Genomic DNA, 16,604 nt, shown 5'->3' with positions numbered 1-16,604 from the left:
TCGGGCACCCCGGCTTATGTACTAGGTGGCGCTCCGCTCGCTCGCCTCGCGAAACCGCTGCTCCATCGCGTCGACGTACGCGTCGTCGCCCGGCCGCCCCGCCCGCAGCAGGTGCCACCACTGGTCGATGCTCCAATTGGCCGGTTCCGTCGTCGCGATGAACTCCTCCACGAGCGAGAGGAAGCGCCCGGGATCGGCGTGAAAGGGGAAGTGGCCGGCCCCCGGGAAGATTTCCAGGCGGCTGTCGGGCATCGCCTCGTGCGCGGTGAACGCGTGGTCGACCGGCAGGACGCCGTCCCGGTCGCCCCAGACGAGGAGCGTGGGCATGCCCTGGGCGAGATAGCAGCGGTCCAGCATGGTGACCACCTGGCCGCGCCAGTCGACGACGGAGCGCAGCGTGCGGATGAACGCGGCCCGCGCCCACACGTCCGGCAGCGCGTCGACCAGGCCCATGAGTTCGGGCGCGTCCTGCCCCAGGCCGGTGTCGAGCAGCCGGAGCAGGGCGACGACCGCGCGCACCGGCAGGTCGGCGCCGGGCAGTCCGAGCAGCGAGAGCAGCAGCGCGGCGCCGGGCAGCGAGACGCCCCGCAGCACGGGAGTCACCTGCGGTCCCACGCCTCCCGTGCTCACCAGGACGAGCCGGTCGACGCGTTCGGGGAACTGGTAGGCGAACTGCATCGCGACGCCCCCGCCGAACGAGTGCCCCACCAGGGTGACCCGCTCGACGCCGAGCACGCCGAGCAGATCCCGGACGCCGTTGGCGAACGCGGCCACCGAGTAGTCGGCCCGCGGTTTCTCCGACGCGCCGTGACCGAGCAGGTCAGGGGCGATCACCGTGTGATGGCGGGCCAGTCGGGGGATCAGCGGGGACCAGGTCGCCGATGAGTCGCCTATGCCGTGGATCAGCAGGATCGCCGGCCCCTCCCCCGCGACGCGGTACGCGCGCCGGTAACCGTGCACGGTGCGAAACCGCAGGACGGCCTCGCTCTCGTCGCCGGTGGGAAGCCGCCTGGGCTGGAAGGGCAGGATCCGCGCCATGGGCCGGAGTGTAGGCGGGCGCCACGGACCGGTGGTTTCGGATGGGTTTCGGGTGGCGCAATACGGACGCACCGGTGAAAGCCGTCACGCGACGGCGTAGTACCCCAGGAACATGTCGACACCGGCCACGATCAGACGCTCCGTCAGGTCGTCGCTGATGTCGGTTCCGTACGAGCCGAAGACCAGGTGCGGGAAGACCAGCAGGGAGTAGAGCTGGATGACCGCCGCTTCCATGTCCGGGACGGTGAGCCGCCCCCGGTCGGCGAGTTCGCGCAGGGCGCCCGCGATCGCGGGGTGGTGGCTCTCCGGGCCGCGCTCCCCCCAGGCCGTGCCGAGCGAGGGGAAGCGGTGGATCTCGCGGGCCACGAGATGGCGCAGGGCGTTCATCTCCTGGTCGGTGCGGATGACGTGGACCCAGGCGCGGGCCACGTCCAGGAATGCCTCGCGCAGGTCGTCCGCGTCGGTGAGGCCGTCGAGCGCGGCGACCGAGGAGGAGGCGTCGAGGGGTTCGTCGAGTGCGCCCGCGATCACCGCGACGAACAGCGCCTCCTTGCTGCCGAAGTGGTTGTAGACGGTCACCTTGGACACGCCCGCCCCGGCCGCGATGGCGTCCATGCCGACGCCGAATCCCTCGCTCAGGAACAGCGAGCGGGCCGCCCGGACGATCGCCTCGCGCTTGCGCTCCGCGCGCGGCCCCGTGGGCCCCGCGTTCTTTGCCTCGCGGCTTGCCTCGTCTCGCATGCGGCGCACTTTACCAGCGAACTGAACTGAACGGTTGAGTTCACATGAACTGGGCAGTACAGTTCAGATGCGTTACCACCACGGACTCCGGCGACCCCCGAGGACCTGCCATGACGCATCCCCGCCCGACCCCTGCCACCGCGCCCCACCCGGCCGCGCCTCCACCCTCCGGGCCACGCCCCTGGCCGGCTCTCGCGCTCCTGTGCCTCGCCCAGTTCATGCTCGTGCTCGACGTGACCGTCGTGAACGTCGCGCTGCCGAGCATGGCCGCCGACCTCGACCTCGACCGCACCGCGCTGACCTGGGTCGTCACGACGTACACACTCTGCTTCGGCGGCCTGATGCTCCTCGGCGGACGGCTCGCGGACGTCCTCGGGGCGCGCCGCACCCTGCTCGCCGGGCTCGCCCTGTTCACCGTCGCCTCGCTGGTGACCGGCCTGGCCCCCGGACCGGCGACCCTCCTCGCGGGCCGTACCGCGCAGGGCGTCGGGGCCGCGCTGCTCTCCCCCGCCGCCCTCGCGATCGTCACCACGTCCTTCCACGGCCGCGACCGCCATCGCGCCCTTGCCGTGTGGTCGGCGATCGGCGGCGCGGGCGCGGCGATCGGCGTCCTCCTCGGCGGCATCCTGACCGACGGCCCCGGCTGGCAGTGGATCTTCTACGTGAACGTGCCCATCGGGGCGGCCCTGCTCCTTGCCCTGCCCGCCGTCGTCCCCGCCCGCGCGCCCCGGCCCGCCCGTCTCGACGTCCCCGGCGCCCTGCTCGTCACCGCGGGCACGGGCTCGCTCATCTACGGGCTCGTCGCGGCGGGCGACACGGGCTGGTCGGACGCCCGGACCCTGGTGCCGGTGGCCGCCGCCGCGGTGGCGTACGGAGTGTTCGCCGCCGTCGAGCGGGCGCAGCGCACACCGCTGATCGACCCGGCCGTGCTCCGGCGCCGTCCGGTGGTCGCGGGCTCGTATCTGATGCTGGTGGCCACGGCGTTGCTGATCTCGCTGTTCTTCCTGGGGTCGGTCTTCCTCCAGGAGGTACGCGGCTACAGCGCCCTGCGGACCGGCGTGCTGTTCCTGCCGGTGGCCGTGGCCACCGGGGTCGGCGCGCACCTGGGCGGGCGGTTCCTCGGCAGCCTCGGAGCCCGGCCCACGGCGGCCGCGGGCCTCGCGCTCGCGGGGCTCGGCACCGGCCTGCTCACCGGTGCCGGTCCGGACAGCAGTGCGTGGGCGACGCTCGCACCGGGCATGGCCGTGGCCGCCCTGGGGCTCGGCGCGGTGTTCGTGGCCGCCACCACCACGGCGCTGGGATTCATCGCACAGGAGGAGGCGGGAGTCGCATCCGGAGTGGTCAACACCTGCCACGAAGTGGGCGGTTCGGTGGGGGTCGCCGTGGTCTCGACGGTCGCCGCCGCGGGGATCGACGGCGGGACGAGCGGCGGCTTCTCGGACGCGTTCACGCTGTGCGCCGTCGCGGCGGCGGTCAGCGCTGCCGCCGCCTTCGCGCTCGTGCCGCGCGGGAAGCCGCGGTCGACCGGCGGACCGCACGTGCACTGACCCTGACCGGGCGGGGCACCCACACGCCCCGCCCGGACAGGCGCGCGACGTACATCTGATCCAAGGGTGGCTGTCGCGCCACGTCACCGAACGGTCACGCACGTGAGCTTGCCGGCGGTTAAGTTGCTTGGTGACCGTGCGAGTTACGCAGCCATGTGAGGACTCTGCCACTGTGACGGGAGCCGGAGTACGCGGACGGGTACTGCCCGTGGTGCTGCTCGCCGTGCTCCTGGTGGCCGTCCAGTGCTTCGCGCACGGGGTCAACGCATTCGCGTCCGGCGCACCGTCCCGTACACCGCCCGCCACGGCGGCGTACGCGCAGTGCGGCGAGGACACGCACCCGGGCGAGACCTCCGAGCGCTTCCGGACCCGCGGCAGGCCGCACTGCCGTGACCTCGCCCGCGACACGGCCCCGCAACCGCGGGCCGAGGCGGTCACGACCGCGGACGGCGGCACGCGCGCGTGGCGCCCCGTCGCCGTCCCCCGCCACGAGACGAGACCCGCGGGCCGCGAGCTGCCCGCACTTCTGCAGGTCTTCCGCTGCTGACCGGCTCCTCCGGCACGGCCACGCCGTCGGGCCACCCCGCCCGACGCGTCGCCGCGGCCGGACCCGGACACCGGTCCACGTCACACCGATGCGCCCCCCACGGCGCTCAGGAGTCACCGACATGCAGCCTTCCCCTGTCTCCGTACTCGACCGCGCCCGCTCCGTGTTCAGAGCGTCCGGCAACGCGCGGCACGATGTCATCGCCTCCGTGGTCGTCTTCCTCGTCGCCCTGCCGCTGTGCCTGGGCGTGGCGGTCGCCTCCGGAGTTCCCGCCGAACTCGGCCTGGTCACCGGCATCGTCGGGGGTCTGGTCACCGGTCTGCTGCCCGGCAGCAGCCTCCAGGTCAGCGGTCCCGCCGCCGGACTGACCGTCCTCGTCCACGAAGCCGTGCGGGAGTACGGTCTCGCGGCGCTCGGCGCGCTCGTGCTCGCCGCGGGGATTCTCCAGCTGGCCATGGGCGCGCTCCGGCTCGGCCGCTTCTTCCGCGCCATCTCCGTGGCCGTCGTCGAGGGCATGCTCGCCGGGATCGGCCTCCTCCTGATCGCCGGGCAGTTGTACGCCATGGCGGACCGCGAGGCACCCGCGAGCGGCCTCGCCAAGATCGCCGGACTGCCGGGGATGCTCACCGGGATCATCGGCACGGAGCGCGCCCTGACCGCCTTCGGGCTCGGCGTCGGCACCATCGCCGTGCTCGTGCTCTGGCCCCGGCTGCCCGCGAAGGTCCGCGTGGTGCCGGCGCCGCTCGCCGCAGTGGCGCTCGCCATGGGCGCCTCGCTGCTCTTCTCCCTGCCGGTGGCCACCGTCGACGTGCGGGGGCTCATCGATTCCGTGCAGCCGCCGGACGCCGCCGCGTTCGGGGGTCTCCTGAGCGTCGGCGCCCTCGGCACCGTCCTCGCCTTCGCCCTGATCGCGTCGGCGGAGAGCCTGTTCAGCGCGGCGGCGGTCGACCGTATGCACGAGGGTCCGCACACGTCGTACGACAAGGAACTGATGGCCCAGGGCGCGGGCAACACCGTGTGCGGTCTGCTCGGCGCCCTGCCGATGACCGCCGTCATCGTCCGCAGTTCGGCCAACGTGCGGGCGGGCGCACGGACGAAGGCGTCACGCGTCCTGCACGGCGTCTGGCTGCTCCTCTTCGCGGCGCTGCTGCCCGCCGCGCTCGGCCTCATCCCGATGGCGGCCCTCGCGGGTGTCCTCGTGCACGCGGGCGCCAAGCTGGTCCCCGTACGGCAGTTGGCGACACTGTGGCGCGAGCATCGCGGCGAGGCCGTCGTCCTGGTCGTGACGGCCGTGGCGATCGTGTCGGTGAACATGTTCGAGGGAGTCCTGATCGGCCTCGTCCTCGCCGTCATAAAGATCGCCTGGGAGACGCCGCACGCGCGCGTGGAGGTCGTCGACAAGGGCGCGGGCCCCATCCGCGTCCTCCTGTCGGGTCACGCCACGTTCCTGAGCCTCCCCAAGCTCCTCGACGCGCTCGAAGCTCTGCCCCGGGACCGCCCGGTCGAGCTCGACCTGGCGGGGCTGCGGCATCTGGACCACGCGTGCCGTACGTCCCTGGAGACCTGGGCGGCGCGGCACAGCGCGGAGGGCACGGCTCCGGTGTGGGTGGCGTCGGAGAGCTGAGGGGCGGCTGGCTGCCGCGGGTCTGACGGTCGGCTTGCTGCCGCAGGCCTGAGGGTCAACTCGCTGCCGCAGGGCGGTCTCCGTCGGAGGTCGTCCTGCGGCAGGCCACCTCACCGCGCCCCGTACACCCGCTGGGGCGCCTCCGCGTCCGCGAGGAGTTTCAGCGCCGTCTCGCCCGCTTCCGCCGGGGTCCAGCGAGCCCCCTTGTCGGCGGTCGGTCCCGGCCGCCAGCCCTCCATGACGGTGATGCGCCCCGCTTCGGCCTCGAAGACACGGCCCGTGACGCCGGCGGATGCCTCCGAGCCGAGCCACACCACGACCGGCGACACGTTCTCCGGGGCCATCGCGTCGAAGCCGCCTCCCTCGGGCGCGGCCATGGTCTGCGCGAAGGTCTGCTCCGTCATCCGGGTCCGCGCGGCGGGCGCGATCGCGTTGACCCGTACTCCGTAGGAGGCGAATTCGGCGGATGCGGCCATGGTGAGCCCGAGAATCCCGGCCTTGGCAGCGCTGTAGTTCCCCTGCCCGACGCTGCCCAGAAGCCCGGCGCCCGAACTGGTGTTGACCACGCACGCGTGCCGCGCGCGCCCCGCCTTCGCCTCCCCGCGCCAGTACGCGGCCGCGTGCTTGAGCGGCAGGAAGTGCCCCTTCAGATGGACGCGCATCACTGCGTCCCAGTCGTCCTCGTCGAGGTTGACCAGCATGCGGTCCCGCAGGAACCCCGCGTTGTTGACCAGCGTGTCCAGTTGTCCGTACGTGTCGATCGCGGCCCGCACCAGGGACGCGGCGCCCTCGGGTGTCGCGATGTCGCCTCCGTGCGCGAGGGCTTCGCCGCCCGCCGCGCGGATCTCCTCGACGACGTCGTGCGCGGGACCGCCGGACGCTCCGGAGCCGTCGGCCCCCACGCCCAGGTCGTTGACGACGACCTGGGCTCCTTCGGCGGCGTACGCGCGCGCGTGCGCACGGCCGAGGCCGCGGCCCGCACCCGTGACGATCACGACGCGGCCCGCGCAGATGCCGGGGCCCGGCTTGTCGGCTGAGGTCATGCGGAACTCCTCGGTTGCGTTCGGTGGTTGACGGACGCCGCGTCCAGGAACGCGGGGCGTTCGCCGCCCCCGTGCAGATGCAGGGCGGCCCCGCTGATGTAGCGCGCGCCCTCGGAGGCGAGGAAGACGCACGCGTCCCCGACGTCCGACGGATCGGCGAGGCGGCCGAGCGGGACGGTCCGGGCGACCTGCGCGATGCCGTCCTCGTCGCCGTAGTGGAGATGGGCGCTCTCGGTGCGGGCCAGGCCCAGGACGACGGTGTTCACGCGCACCTGCGGCGCCCACTCGACGGCCATCGTGCGCGCGAGGTTCTCCAGGCCCGCCTTGGCCGCGCCATAGGCACCGGAGCCGGGTGAGGGCCGGGAGCCGCTCACGCTTCCGATCATCGTGATGCTGGCCGCGCCCGCGCCGGGCCCCCGGCCGGACTCCCGACCCATCCTTTGACCGGTTTCCTGACCGCGCATCACCTCGTACGCCGCCAGGGAGGCGTACAGCGGGGCAAGGAGGTTGAGTTCGACGATCTTGGCCTGGCGGGCGGGTGCGGACTCGGCGAGCAGTCCGAAGGGGGTGCCGCCCGCGTTGTTCACCAGCGCGTCGAGGCGTCCGTGGTCGGCGGCCACATCGGCGAAGAACGTGTGCGCCGCCTCCGCGTCGCGCAGGTCGAGCGGCCGGAACTCGGCGGTCGCTCCCGCCACTTCGACCGGGTGGTCCGGCGGTCTGCGGGCGCAGACGACGACGCGCGCTCCGGCGGCGAGGAAGCTGCGCGCGATACCGGCGCCTACGCCCCGGGTGCCGCCGGTGACGACGACCACCTGTCGGGTGTCAGTCATCGCTGCTACCTTTCCAACTAACAAATGTTTGATTGAAGGGCCTGGTTGAAAGGTAGCGGATCCTCTGATGTCTGTCTCCACCTCGACCCCGGACAAGGGCGTCGCCGTCGTCACCGTCGACTTCCCGCCCGTCAACGCCCTTCCCGTGCAGGGGTGGTATGACCTCGCGGCAGCGGTGCGCGAGGCGGGCCGCGATCCCGGCACGCGCTGCGTCGTCCTCGCCGCGGAGGGCCGCGGTTTCAACGCGGGCGTGGACATCAAGGAGATGCAGCGCGACAGCGGCCACAGCGCGCTGATAGGCGCCAACCGCGGTTGCTACGAGGCGTTTTCGGCGGTGTACGAATGCGAGGTCCCGGTCGTGGCCGCGGTGCACGGCTTCTGTCTGGGCGGTGGCATCGGTCTGGTGGGCAACGCGGACGCGATCGTGGCGAGCGAGGACGCGACCTTCGGCCTCCCCGAGCTCGACCGCGGCGCGCTCGGCGCCGCGACGCACCTCGCCCGCCTGGTCCCGCAGCACCTGATGCGCGCCCTGTACTACACCTCGCGCACGGCCACGGCAGCCGACCTGCACGCGCACGGCTCGGTATGGCGGGTCGTCCCTCGTCCGGAACTGCACGCTGCGGCGCTGGAGTTGGCCCGTGAGATCGCCCGGAAGGACGGGACACTGCTGCGCTTCGCCAAGGCCGCGATCAACGGCATCGACCCCGTCGACGTGCACCGCAGCTACCGCTTCGAGCAGGGCTTCACCTTCGAGGCCAACCTGAGCGGCCTGGCCGACCGCATCCGCGAGGACTTCGGACAGGAAACCGGTAAGCCCGGCACGTCCGGTAAGCCCAGCAAGTCCGGCAAGGAAGAGAAGGGCAGGGCATGAGGGACAAGACCATGACGCCCGACGCGATCGCGGGGCGGCTGCGGAGCGGGATGACGCTCGGCATCGGCGGCTGGGGCTCGCGCCGCAAACCCATGGCGTTGGTGCGGGCCCTGCTCCGCTCCGGGATCACGGACCTCACCGTCGTCGCGTACGGCGGCCCGGACGTCGGTCTGCTCGCCGCGGCGGGCAAGATCCGCAAGCTGGTCACGGCGTTCGCGACGCTCGACTCGATCCCCCTGGAGCCACACTTCCGCGCGGCACGCGAGCGCGGCGCCTTCGAACTCGTCGAGCTGGACGAGGCGATGTTCATGCAGGGCCTGACGGCCGGCGCCCAGCGGCTGCCGTTCCTGCCGATCCGCGCGGGCCTCGGCTCGGACGTCCTGCGGGTCAACCCCGGGCTACGTACGGTCACTTCGCCGTACGACGACAGGGAGGAGCTGGTCGCCGTACCCGCCCTGCGGATGGACGCGGCGCTGGTCCATCTGAACCGCGCCGACCGCCTGGGCAACGCCCAGTATCTGGGCCCCGATCCGTACTTCGACGACCTGTTCTGCGAGGCGGCCGACACGGCGTACGTGTCGTGCGAGCGCATCGTCGAGTCGAGCGAGCTCACCGGGCAGGCGGCGCCGCAGACGATGCTGATCTCCCGGCACGCGGTGACGGGCGTGGCCGAGACGCCCAAGGGCGCGCACTTCACGTCGTGCGTGCCGGATTACGACCGCGACGAGCGCTTCCAGAAGGCGTATGCCACCGCCGCGGGTGATCCTGACGCCTGGAAGGAATTCGAGGACCGCTTCCTGACGGGCGGCGAGCAGGACTACCAATCGGCTGTCCAGGCCTGGCACAAGGAGCAGCGATGACGCAGACCGACCCGGCGGTGGCGGGCACCGCTTCCGACACGGCCGTCACCCGCGCCGAGTACTGCGTGATCGCCTGCGCCGAGGCCTGGCGGGACGCCGGTGAGATCCTCGCCTCGCCCATGGGCACGGTCCCCTCGATCGCCGCCCGCCTGGCCAAGCTGACCTTCTCGCCGGACCTGCTGCTCACGGACGGGGAGGCGCTGCTGATCGGCGACGTGCCCGCCGTGGGGGCGCCTTCGGCGGTGACGGAGGGCTGGCTGCCGTACCGCAAGCACCTGACGATGGTCATGGGCGGCAGGCGTCACGTGATGATGGGCGCGAGCCAGATCGACCGCTTCGGCAATCAGAACATCTCCTGCATCGGAGACTGGGAGCGGCCCAAGCGCCAGCTGCTCGGGGTGCGCGGCGCCCCGGTCAACACCCTGAACAACCCCGTGAGTTACTGGATTCCGCGGCATTCGAAACGTGTCTTCGTCGAGAAGGTCGACATGATCAGCGGTGTCGGACACGACAGCGCGGCGGCCGCCGGCCCGTCCGCGACCCGCTTCCACGACCTGCGCCGGGTCGTGTCGGACCTCGGTGTCTTCGACTTCGGGGCGGCGGACCACGCGATGCGTCTGGTGTCCCTGCATCCGGGCGTGACAGGTGAGCAGGTGCGCGAGGCGACCGGGTTCGCGCTCGCCATGGCGGACGACGTTCCGTACACCCGCGAGCCGACCGCGGAGGAACTGCGGTTGATCCGGGAGGTGGTGGACCCGCGCGGTCTGCGCGAGCGCGAGGTGCGCGCATGACGTCGGCCCCGGCGCGCATGGAGACGGCGCTGACGAGGCTGGTCGGCGTCCGGTATCCGATCGTGCAGACCGGCATGGGCTGGGTGGCGGGCCCCCGTCTGGTCTCCGCGACGGCGAACGCGGGCGGGCTCGGCGTCCTGGCCTCGGCGACGATGAGCGTCGAGCAGTTGCGCTCCGCCGTCCGGGAGGTCAAGTCCCGTACGGACGAGCCCTTCGGGGTCAACCTCCGGGCCGACGCGGGTGACGCGCGTGAACGGGTGCGGGTCATCGTCGACGAGGGCGTGCGCGTCGCGTCCTTCGCGCTCGCCCCGTCGAAGGAGCTGATCGCGGAGCTGAAGGACGCCGGGGTGGTGGTCATCCCGTCCATCGGCGCGCGTCGGCATGCGGAGAAGGTCGCGGCGTGGGGCGCTGACGCGGTCGTCGTGCAGGGCGGCGAGGGCGGCGGGCACACGGGCGAGGTCGCGACAACCGTGCTGTTGCCGCAGGTCGTGGACGCCGTGGACATACCGGTGATCGCGGCGGGCGGCTTCTTCGACGGCCGGGGTCTTGTCGCCGCGCTGGCCTATGGCGCGGCGGGCGTCGCGATGGGCACCCGCTTCCTGCTCACGTCGGACTCGACGGTGCCGGACGCGGTCAAGGCACGCTATCTGGCCGCTTCGGTCAAGGACGTCACGGTGACCACGCGGGTGGACGGCCTCCCGCACCGGATGCTGCGCACGGAACTGGTCGCTTCCCTCGAGAAGTCGGGGCGTGCGGCGTCCCTGGCGCGGGCCGTCCGGCACGCCGCGGCGTTCCGGAAGATGTCCGGGATGGGCTGGGGCGAGATGGTCAGGGACGGCCTCGCGATGCGGCACGGCAAGGGGATGACGTGGAGTCAGGTCCTGCTCGCCGCGAACACGCCCATGATGCTGAAGTCGGCCATGGTGGACGGGGTGCCGGATGCGGGGGTCATGGCCTCCGGTCAGGTGGCGGGGGTCATCGAGGACCTGCCCTCCTGCGAGGAGCTGATCTCGGGCGTGATGGCCGAGGCCACCAGGGTGACGACCCGACTGGCCTCCCTCACCCCGCCCGCACCTGCCTCTCCCCTCCCCGCAGCGGAACCTCCGCGCGGGGCCCCGCTCCTCGACCGCGAGCAGGGCTGAACCGCCAGCCCGCACTCACCCACATCGCTGCGGGGAGAGCACCGCGCGACTCACACCCCCACCATCTCCAGCGACGCCCGTGCCCTGGCCGCGAGGCCGTCCGCTCCGCATGACTCGGCCAGGGACAGGCCCCGGGCCAGTTCGCTCGCGGACCCCGCCGCGATGCCGTACTCGACTCTGGCGACCGCGTGTTCATAGGCGCACGGCGAGGCCTCCAGGCAGGCGACGGCCCGTGCGTACAGTTCGACCGCACGCGACCCGCTCTCCATGGCCGCCGCGCACCGCAGCGCCTCGCCGATCGCCGTCTCCGTGCCGAAGCGTTCCGCCTGGATCCGGACGTTCTTGACCAGTTCGGCGGCCCGCAGCGGGTCCTCCATGGCGAGCGCGCGGGAGAGATCGTTCGCCCAGGGGGCGACGATCGTGTTGTAGCGGCCGCGTTCGCTCGCCGTCTTCGCCGCCACCTCCAGTTCGGCGACGCCCTCCGCCCGCTGTCCCGTGGCGATCAGCAGACGGCCCCGTACGGAGTGGATGTCGGGCAGGAAGATGGTGGAGGGGTAGGGCGGCGCGATGCCGTAGTGGGAGGCGATCTCCTGGGCCTCGCCGATCTTGCCGCGGGCGAGCAGCGTCTCGATGAGCTTGCACGCCGCGTCCCAGTGCATCGGGAGCCCGCTGCCGACGCGGTCGGAGAGGCGCAGGCTCTCCCGCAGCGAGGCCTCCGCTTCGGTGAGCCGTCCGCGCCTGCGGTAGACCAGGCCGAGCCAGGCTTGGGCGACGGCCAGATGACCTCCGCTCCAGCCCGCGGCCTCATAGGCGCGGACCCCCTCGGCGAAGACGCTCTCGGCGCGGTCGAGGCGGTCGGTGAAGATGTACGAACCGCCCAGCATCGTCAGGAGCTCGAAGCCCCACTCGGTGTCGGTCCAGCCGAGCCCCGGAGCGAGGCGGCCGTTGACGAGGACGCGGTCGCACAGCTCGACGATCTCCTCCGCGCTCTCCCCGCGGGTCATGGCGTCGAAGGCACGCAGGATCAGCAGCGCACGCTCGGAGTTGTCGCGCCCTTGCAGCGGCCCGGCCAGTGCGGCGAGGCGCCGCGAACGGCCCGTCGCGTCCTCCTCGCGCGAGTGGATGCCCTCCCACATGTAGTGGACGCCGTGCAGTCGCATCCGGTGGGGTCCGGGTTCCAGCATGGCCGCCTCCGCGTCGACGACGCGCAGGGCTTCCTCCAGCTGGTCGTTGTGCACGAGGGCCTGGGAGAGGCGGCAGACGGCGTCCACCCTCAGCTGCCGGTCGACCCCCGCCGTGGAGAGGGCCTCGCGCAGGTGGCCGATGGTCGTGACGGGCGAGGTCAGGAGCGTGGCGCAGCCCAGCTCGTAGAGCACGCGTGCGTGGAGCTCGGGCAACGGCGGTTCCGCGAGCGCGCGTTCGAGGCAGCGCCGGGCCGCGTCCGGCGCGCCGACGGCGAGGTGTTCGGCAGCCGCCTCGCGCAGCTGCTCGACCAGTTCGGGGTCGTCGTCCGGATGGACCTCCAGGAGGTGCCGGGACGCGGCGGCCGCGCCACGCCCGGACAGCGTGACGGCCCAGGCGGCCTGGCCGTGCATCGCGGTGCGGGTGGCGGGCGGGATCGAGCGGTAGACGGTGCTCGCGATGAGCGGGTGGACGAACTCCAGGCCCTCTTCGCCGCCGAGCAGGATGCGCGCGGTGCGCAGCCGCTCCGCGCACCGCTCCGCCTTCTCGCGGGGCAGTCCGGCGAGGGAGGCGGCGAGGTCGTGCGAGATGGCGGTGCCGAGTCCTTCGAGGCGTGCGACGAGGCCGCGGCCGCGCGCCGAGCGGTTCAGGGCGCGCAGTTCACCGGCGGAGCTCTCCACCGGCTCCAGCTCGCTGTCCTGCACCTTGGCGAGCAGTTCCACGGATTCGTACGGATTGCCGCCGGTGACCGCCCACACCTCGCGGCAGAACGGGGCGTCCGCGTGCTCGCCGAGGGTGGCGCGGGTGAGCCCGGCCGCCGCGTCCGGGGTGAGCGCGCGCAGGGGCGGCGAGGGGCTGGCCGCCGCGCCGACTGCCGCGAGGTGGCGGGCGCTTTCGCCGGCGGCCTCGTCCGGGCGGTGGGCGACCACCACGAGGACCGGGAGGTCGTCGAGGCGCTGGGCGAACGCGGCCAGCCAGTGCAGGGTCTCCTGGTCGGCCCAGTGCGCGTCGTCGATGAGCAGGACGAGCGGCCAGTGCAGTCCCGCCAGGCGCACGACCGCCTCGACGAGGCCGTCGCACACACCCTGCGGATCGGCCTGCCTGCCGCCGGGCTCGGCTATGCCCAGTGCGGGGCCCGCGATCGCGTACCAGTCGCCGAGGTACTCCCTGGCCTCTTCGGGCGTGAGGGCGACGAGAGCCGACTGCAACAGCTGCCGTACGACGTTGAAGGGGACGGAGGTGACGGTCTCGCCGCCTCGCGCGGACCACACCGTGGCCCTCCCCTGGGCGATGCGGCGCACTTCGGCCAGCAGCGCCGTCTTGCCGATGCCCGCCTCGCCCTGGAAGACGAGAAGGCCGCCCGCGGTCGTGGAGTCGGAACACAGTTCGTCGACGGCGCGTGCGACCGCCGCGAGTTCCGCATCGCGCTCCCACAGCGGGGCCCAGGTGGCACCTCCGGGCCGTCCCTGTGTCATCGCGCTACCTCCCGAGGTCGCTCAGTCGACGTACAGACATCGAGACTAGCCGGGGAGAGGTCCTCGCGGGGCGGGGTCCGGCCAGCAACTCCCGCAACGAGTGAGGGAAAAGCCGACGCGAGAGCCGGGGCCGGGCCCGGAGCGGCGCCCGGTCAGAGGCGCTCGATGATGGTCACGTTCGCCTGGCCGCCCCCTTCGCACATGGTCTGGAGGCCGAACCGGCCGCCGGTGCGCTCCAGTTCGTGCAGGAGCGTCGTCATCAGTTTGACGCCGGTCGCGCCGAGGGGATGGCCGAGGGCTATCGCTCCTCCGTTGACGTTGACCTTCTCCGGGTCGGCGCCGGTCTCCTTCAGCCAGGCCAGGACGACCGGGGCGAAGGCTTCGTTGATCTCGACGAGGTCGATGTCGCCGATGCTCATGCCGGTCTTCTTGAGGGCGTACGCGGTGGCGGGGATCGGCGCGGAGAGCATCCGGATCGGGTCCTCGCCGCGCACGGAGAGGTGATGGATGCGGGCACGCGGCGTCAACCCGTGTTCGCGCACGGCCCGTTCGCTCGCGACGAGCAGTGCGGCGGCGCCGTCCGAGACCTGTGAGGAGCAGGCCGCGGTGATCGTGCCGCCGTCCAGGACGGGCTTGAGGCCCGCCATCTTCTCCAGGGTGGTGTCGCGGCGCGGGCCCTCGTCGGCGGTCACGTCGCCATAGGCGGTCAGTTCGCGGTCGAAGCGGCCCTCGTCGATCGCGCGGACGGCCCGCTGATGCGAGCGGAGCGCGAACTCCTCCATGTCGCGGCGGGATATGCCCCACTTCTCGGCGATCAGCTGGGCGCCGTGGAACTGGTTGACGGGCCGGTCGCCATAGCGGGCGCGCCAGCCCTCACTGCCCGCGTACGGGCCTTCGGTGAGGCCCAGCGGTTCGGCGGCCTGCCGGGAGGCGAAGGCGATGGGGATCATCGACATGTTCTGTGTGCCGCCCGCGACGACGAGGTCCTGTGTGCCGGACAGGACGCCCTGCGCCGCGAAGTGCACGGCCTGCTGCGAGGATCCGCACTGCCGGTCGATCGTCACGCCGGGCACCTCTTCGGGCAGCCCTGCCGCCAGCCAGGAGGTGCGGGCGATGTCCCCGGCCTGCGGCCCGACCGTGTCCAGGCAGCCGAAGACGACGTCCTCGACGGCGGCGGGGTCGATGCCGGTGCGCTCGACGAGTGCCGTCAGGACATGGGCTCCCAGGTCGGCGGGGTGGACGGCAGAGAGACCGCCCTTGCGCCTGCCGACGGGGGTACGGACCGCTTCGACGATGTAGGCCTCGGCCATGACTGCGTACTCCTCGTGCTCCTCGGTCGGTGCGGTCGCCGGGATGGCGACGCGCCTTCTACGTGCGTACGGCGATGCCGTCCAGGACCATCGAGAGGTACTGGCGGGCGATCTCCTCGGGGCTGTGGCCTCCTCCGGGGCGGTACCAGGACGCGGCGACCCAGACGGTGTCGCGCACGAAGCGGTAGGCGAGCCGGATGTCGAGGTCCTCGCGGAAGACGTGTTCGGCGACTCCGCGCTCCAGGGTCGTCAGCCAGGTCTTCTCGAAGCGCTGCTGCGATTCCGTGAGGTACTGGAAGCGCGCCTGGGCGACCAGGTGCCTGGACTCCTTCTGGTAGATGGCGACGGCGGAGCGGTGCCGGTCGATCTCCCGGAAGGACTCGGTGACCAGTGCCTCGAGGGTTTCGCGGGGGCCGAGGTGCGACTGGAGCACGGTGTCGTACCCGTCCCACAGCTCGGTGAGGAAGGTGGAGAGGATCTCTTCGAGCATCGACTCCTTGGAGTCGAAGTGGTAGTAGAGGCTGCCGGCGAGCATGCCGGCGGAGTCCGCGATCTTGCGGACCGTGGTCGCGTTGTACCCCTGCTCGGCGAAGACGTCGGCCGCGATGGCGAGGAGTTCGCCGCGGCGCTCCGGCGCGGGGCTCACCGCGGCCTTCTTGGCCGGAGCCTTCTTGGACGGCGCCTTCTCGGGGCTGGCGCTGGTGTTGGTGCTGGTGGTGGGGCTGGTGCTCGTGCTGCTCTGCTTCGGTTTCGACACACGGTCATTCTCCGCCTAGGCGTGCTGGTTGCTGACCGAGACCGTCTCCCCCGTCATGTACGAGGAGTACGCGCCGGCGAGGAAGACGATGACGTTGGCTATCTCCCAGGGCTCGGCATACCGCCCGAACGCCTCGCGCGCGGTGAGCTCTTCGAGCAGCTCCGGCGAGGTGACCTTCGCGAGATGGGGGTGCATGGCGAGGCTGGGCGCCACGGCGTTGATCCGGATGCCGTGGGGGGCGGCCTCGACGGCGGCGCAGCGGGTGAGGGCCATGACGCCGGCCTTCGCCGCGGCGTAGTGCGCCTGGCCCGCCTGGGCGCGCCAGCCGAGCACCGAGGCGTTGTTCACGATCACTCCGCCACGCCCCGCGGCCCGCATGCGGCGCAGGGCGGCTCTGGTCGAGCGGAACGTGCCGTTCAGTGTCACGTCGATGACCTTGTCCCACTGCTCGTCGGTCATCTCGGTGAGCTCGGCGGTGCCGCCGAGTCCCGCGTTGTTCACGACGATGTCCAGGCCGCCGTGGCGCTGCTCGGCCAGGTCGTACAGACCCTGCACGTGGGCTTCGTCCGTGACATCGCACGGCGTGCCGTCCACCCGGTCGGCGCCGAACTCCCCGGCAAGCGCCTCCACCGTCTCCTTCGTGCGGCGCGGGTGGGCGTCGCCGATGACGATGCGCGCGCCTTCCTCCAGGAAGCGCCGGGCGGTGGCGCCGCCGATACCGGCTCCGGCCGCGGCGGTGATGACGGCGGTGCGGCCCGCGAGCAGATCGTGCCCCCGGACATACGCGGGTGCGTCCACGCTCGGCCCCCTCAGCTCTCGACTCGCTCTCGACGACTGGCTCGACCT

15 protein-coding genes are annotated in these 16,604 nt (G+C 72.4%); 7 read left to right on the top strand and 8 right to left on the bottom strand.

Annotated features, from left to right (window positions below; genetic code table 11):
• Nucleotides 1-21: 21 nt before the first annotated feature.
• Both ABZ906_RS03965 and ABZ906_RS03960 read right to left on the bottom strand, forming a co-directional pair.
• The gene (locus ABZ906_RS03965) at nt 22-1,038 is read right to left on the bottom strand and encodes an alpha/beta fold hydrolase (protein WP_361185277.1); all 1,017 of its coding nucleotides are present in this window, start codon (nt 1,036-1,038) and stop codon (nt 22-24) included.
• A gap of 84 nt (nt 1,039-1,122) precedes the next feature.
• On the bottom strand, nt 1,123-1,779 hold the full coding sequence (locus tag ABZ906_RS03960) for a TetR/AcrR family transcriptional regulator (protein WP_361185274.1): 657 nt from the start codon (nt 1,777-1,779) through the stop codon (nt 1,123-1,125).
• Nucleotides 1,780-1,889: 110 nt separating this feature from the next.
• On the opposite strand from ABZ906_RS03960, the gene ABZ906_RS03955 reads away from it, so the two are divergent.
• From ABZ906_RS03955 to ABZ906_RS03945, 3 genes are all read left to right on the top strand, one after another.
• Entirely contained in the window at nt 1,890-3,326 is a 1,437-nt protein-coding gene (locus ABZ906_RS03955) for an MFS transporter (RefSeq protein ID WP_361376996.1), read from the top strand.
• 172 nt (nt 3,327-3,498) lie between these two features.
• A complete protein-coding gene (locus ABZ906_RS03950; RefSeq protein WP_361185271.1) occupies nt 3,499-3,873 on the top strand; it encodes a hypothetical protein in 375 nt (124 codons plus the stop codon).
• 121 nt (nt 3,874-3,994) lie between these two features.
• Nucleotides 3,995-5,497 (top strand): SulP family inorganic anion transporter, encoded by a 1,503-nt coding sequence (locus ABZ906_RS03945; protein WP_361376993.1) that lies wholly within the window; start codon nt 3,995-3,997, stop codon nt 5,495-5,497.
• 110 nt (nt 5,498-5,607) lie between these two features.
• On the opposite strand, the gene ABZ906_RS03940 is transcribed toward ABZ906_RS03945, so the two are convergent.
• Together ABZ906_RS03940 and ABZ906_RS03935 are read right to left on the bottom strand one after the other, a co-directional pair.
• Nucleotides 5,608-6,540, bottom strand: a complete 933-nt coding sequence (locus ABZ906_RS03940; protein WP_361376990.1) for an SDR family oxidoreductase — start codon at nt 6,538-6,540, stop codon at nt 5,608-5,610.
• On the bottom strand, nt 6,537-7,370 hold the full coding sequence (locus tag ABZ906_RS03935) for an SDR family oxidoreductase (protein ID WP_361376987.1): 834 nt from the start codon (nt 7,368-7,370) through the stop codon (nt 6,537-6,539). Before ABZ906_RS03935 ends, ABZ906_RS03940 begins: the two co-directional genes overlap by 4 nt.
• 67 nt (nt 7,371-7,437) lie before the next feature.
• Here ABZ906_RS03935 and ABZ906_RS03930 point away from each other — a divergent pair, with 67 nt between their 5' ends.
• The 4 genes from ABZ906_RS03930 to ABZ906_RS03915 are packed head-to-tail and all read left to right on the top strand — an operon-like array spanning nt 7,438 to nt 11,034.
• Nucleotides 7,438-8,241: an enoyl-CoA hydratase family protein gene (locus tag ABZ906_RS03930; protein WP_361376984.1), complete on the top strand. Its 804-nt coding sequence runs from the start codon at nt 7,438-7,440 to the stop codon at nt 8,239-8,241.
• Nucleotides 8,238-9,101, top strand: coding sequence for a CoA-transferase (locus tag ABZ906_RS03925; RefSeq protein WP_361376981.1), 864 nt, complete (start codon nt 8,238-8,240; stop codon nt 9,099-9,101). Before ABZ906_RS03930 ends, ABZ906_RS03925 begins: the two co-directional genes overlap by 4 nt.
• Nucleotides 9,098-9,892, top strand: a complete 795-nt coding sequence (locus ABZ906_RS03920) for a CoA-transferase (RefSeq protein WP_361376978.1) — start codon at nt 9,098-9,100, stop codon at nt 9,890-9,892. Before ABZ906_RS03925 ends, ABZ906_RS03920 begins: the two co-directional genes overlap by 4 nt.
• Nucleotides 9,893-9,909: 17 nt before the next feature.
• The gene (locus ABZ906_RS03915) at nt 9,910-11,034 is read left to right on the top strand and encodes a nitronate monooxygenase (RefSeq protein ID WP_361378065.1); all 1,125 of its coding nucleotides are present in this window, start codon (nt 9,910-9,912) and stop codon (nt 11,032-11,034) included.
• Between the two features lie 50 nt (nt 11,035-11,084).
• On the opposite strand, the gene ABZ906_RS03910 is transcribed toward ABZ906_RS03915, so the two are convergent.
• From ABZ906_RS03910 to ABZ906_RS03895, 4 genes are all read right to left on the bottom strand, one after another.
• Nucleotides 11,085-13,691, bottom strand: a complete 2,607-nt coding sequence (locus ABZ906_RS03910; RefSeq protein WP_361376975.1) for an AAA family ATPase — start codon at nt 13,689-13,691, stop codon at nt 11,085-11,087.
• 152 nt (nt 13,692-13,843) lie between these two features.
• Nucleotides 13,844-15,001, bottom strand: a complete 1,158-nt coding sequence (locus ABZ906_RS03905) for an acetyl-CoA C-acetyltransferase (RefSeq protein ID WP_361376972.1) — start codon at nt 14,999-15,001, stop codon at nt 13,844-13,846.
• Between the two features lie 58 nt (nt 15,002-15,059).
• Nucleotides 15,060-15,647: a TetR/AcrR family transcriptional regulator gene (locus tag ABZ906_RS03900; protein WP_361186058.1), complete on the bottom strand. Its 588-nt coding sequence runs from the start codon at nt 15,645-15,647 to the stop codon at nt 15,060-15,062.
• A 126-nt stretch (nt 15,648-15,773) separates the two neighbouring features.
• A complete protein-coding gene (locus ABZ906_RS03895) occupies nt 15,774-16,556 on the bottom strand; it encodes an SDR family oxidoreductase (protein ID WP_361185254.1) in 783 nt (260 codons plus the stop codon).
• Nucleotides 16,557-16,604: the final 48 nt, after the last annotated feature.

The organism is Streptomyces sp. NPDC046925, from assembly GCF_040644915.1.
In the GTDB taxonomy this organism is placed as follows: domain Bacteria; phylum Actinomycetota; class Actinomycetes; order Streptomycetales; family Streptomycetaceae; genus Streptomyces.
This window is presented reverse-complemented; position numbering and strand designations above follow the sequence as displayed.

Coding starts and splice junctions, on each gene's coding strand:
- ABZ906_RS03965 (WP_361185277.1), bottom strand. CDS start 1,038: ATGGCGCGGATCCTGCCCTTCCAGCCCAGGCGGCTTCCCACCGGCGAC.
- ABZ906_RS03960 (WP_361185274.1), bottom strand. CDS start 1,779: ATGCGAGACGAGGCAAGCCGCGAGGCAAAGAACGCGGGGCCCACGGGG.
- ABZ906_RS03955 (WP_361376996.1), top strand. CDS start 1,890: ATGACGCATCCCCGCCCGACCCCTGCCACCGCGCCCCACCCGGCCGCG.
- ABZ906_RS03945 (WP_361376993.1), top strand. CDS start 3,995: ATGCAGCCTTCCCCTGTCTCCGTACTCGACCGCGCCCGCTCCGTGTTC.
- ABZ906_RS03940 (WP_361376990.1), bottom strand. CDS start 6,540: ATGACCTCAGCCGACAAGCCGGGCCCCGGCATCTGCGCGGGCCGCGTC.
- ABZ906_RS03935 (WP_361376987.1), bottom strand. CDS start 7,370: ATGACTGACACCCGACAGGTGGTCGTCGTCACCGGCGGCACCCGGGGC.
- ABZ906_RS03930 (WP_361376984.1), top strand. CDS start 7,438: ATGTCTGTCTCCACCTCGACCCCGGACAAGGGCGTCGCCGTCGTCACC.
- ABZ906_RS03925 (WP_361376981.1), top strand. CDS start 8,238: ATGAGGGACAAGACCATGACGCCCGACGCGATCGCGGGGCGGCTGCGG.
- ABZ906_RS03920 (WP_361376978.1), top strand. CDS start 9,098: ATGACGCAGACCGACCCGGCGGTGGCGGGCACCGCTTCCGACACGGCC.
- ABZ906_RS03915 (WP_361378065.1), top strand. CDS start 9,910: ATGGAGACGGCGCTGACGAGGCTGGTCGGCGTCCGGTATCCGATCGTG.
- ABZ906_RS03910 (WP_361376975.1), bottom strand. CDS start 13,691: ATGACACAGGGACGGCCCGGAGGTGCCACCTGGGCCCCGCTGTGGGAG.
- ABZ906_RS03905 (WP_361376972.1), bottom strand. CDS start 15,001: ATGGCCGAGGCCTACATCGTCGAAGCGGTCCGTACCCCCGTCGGCAGG.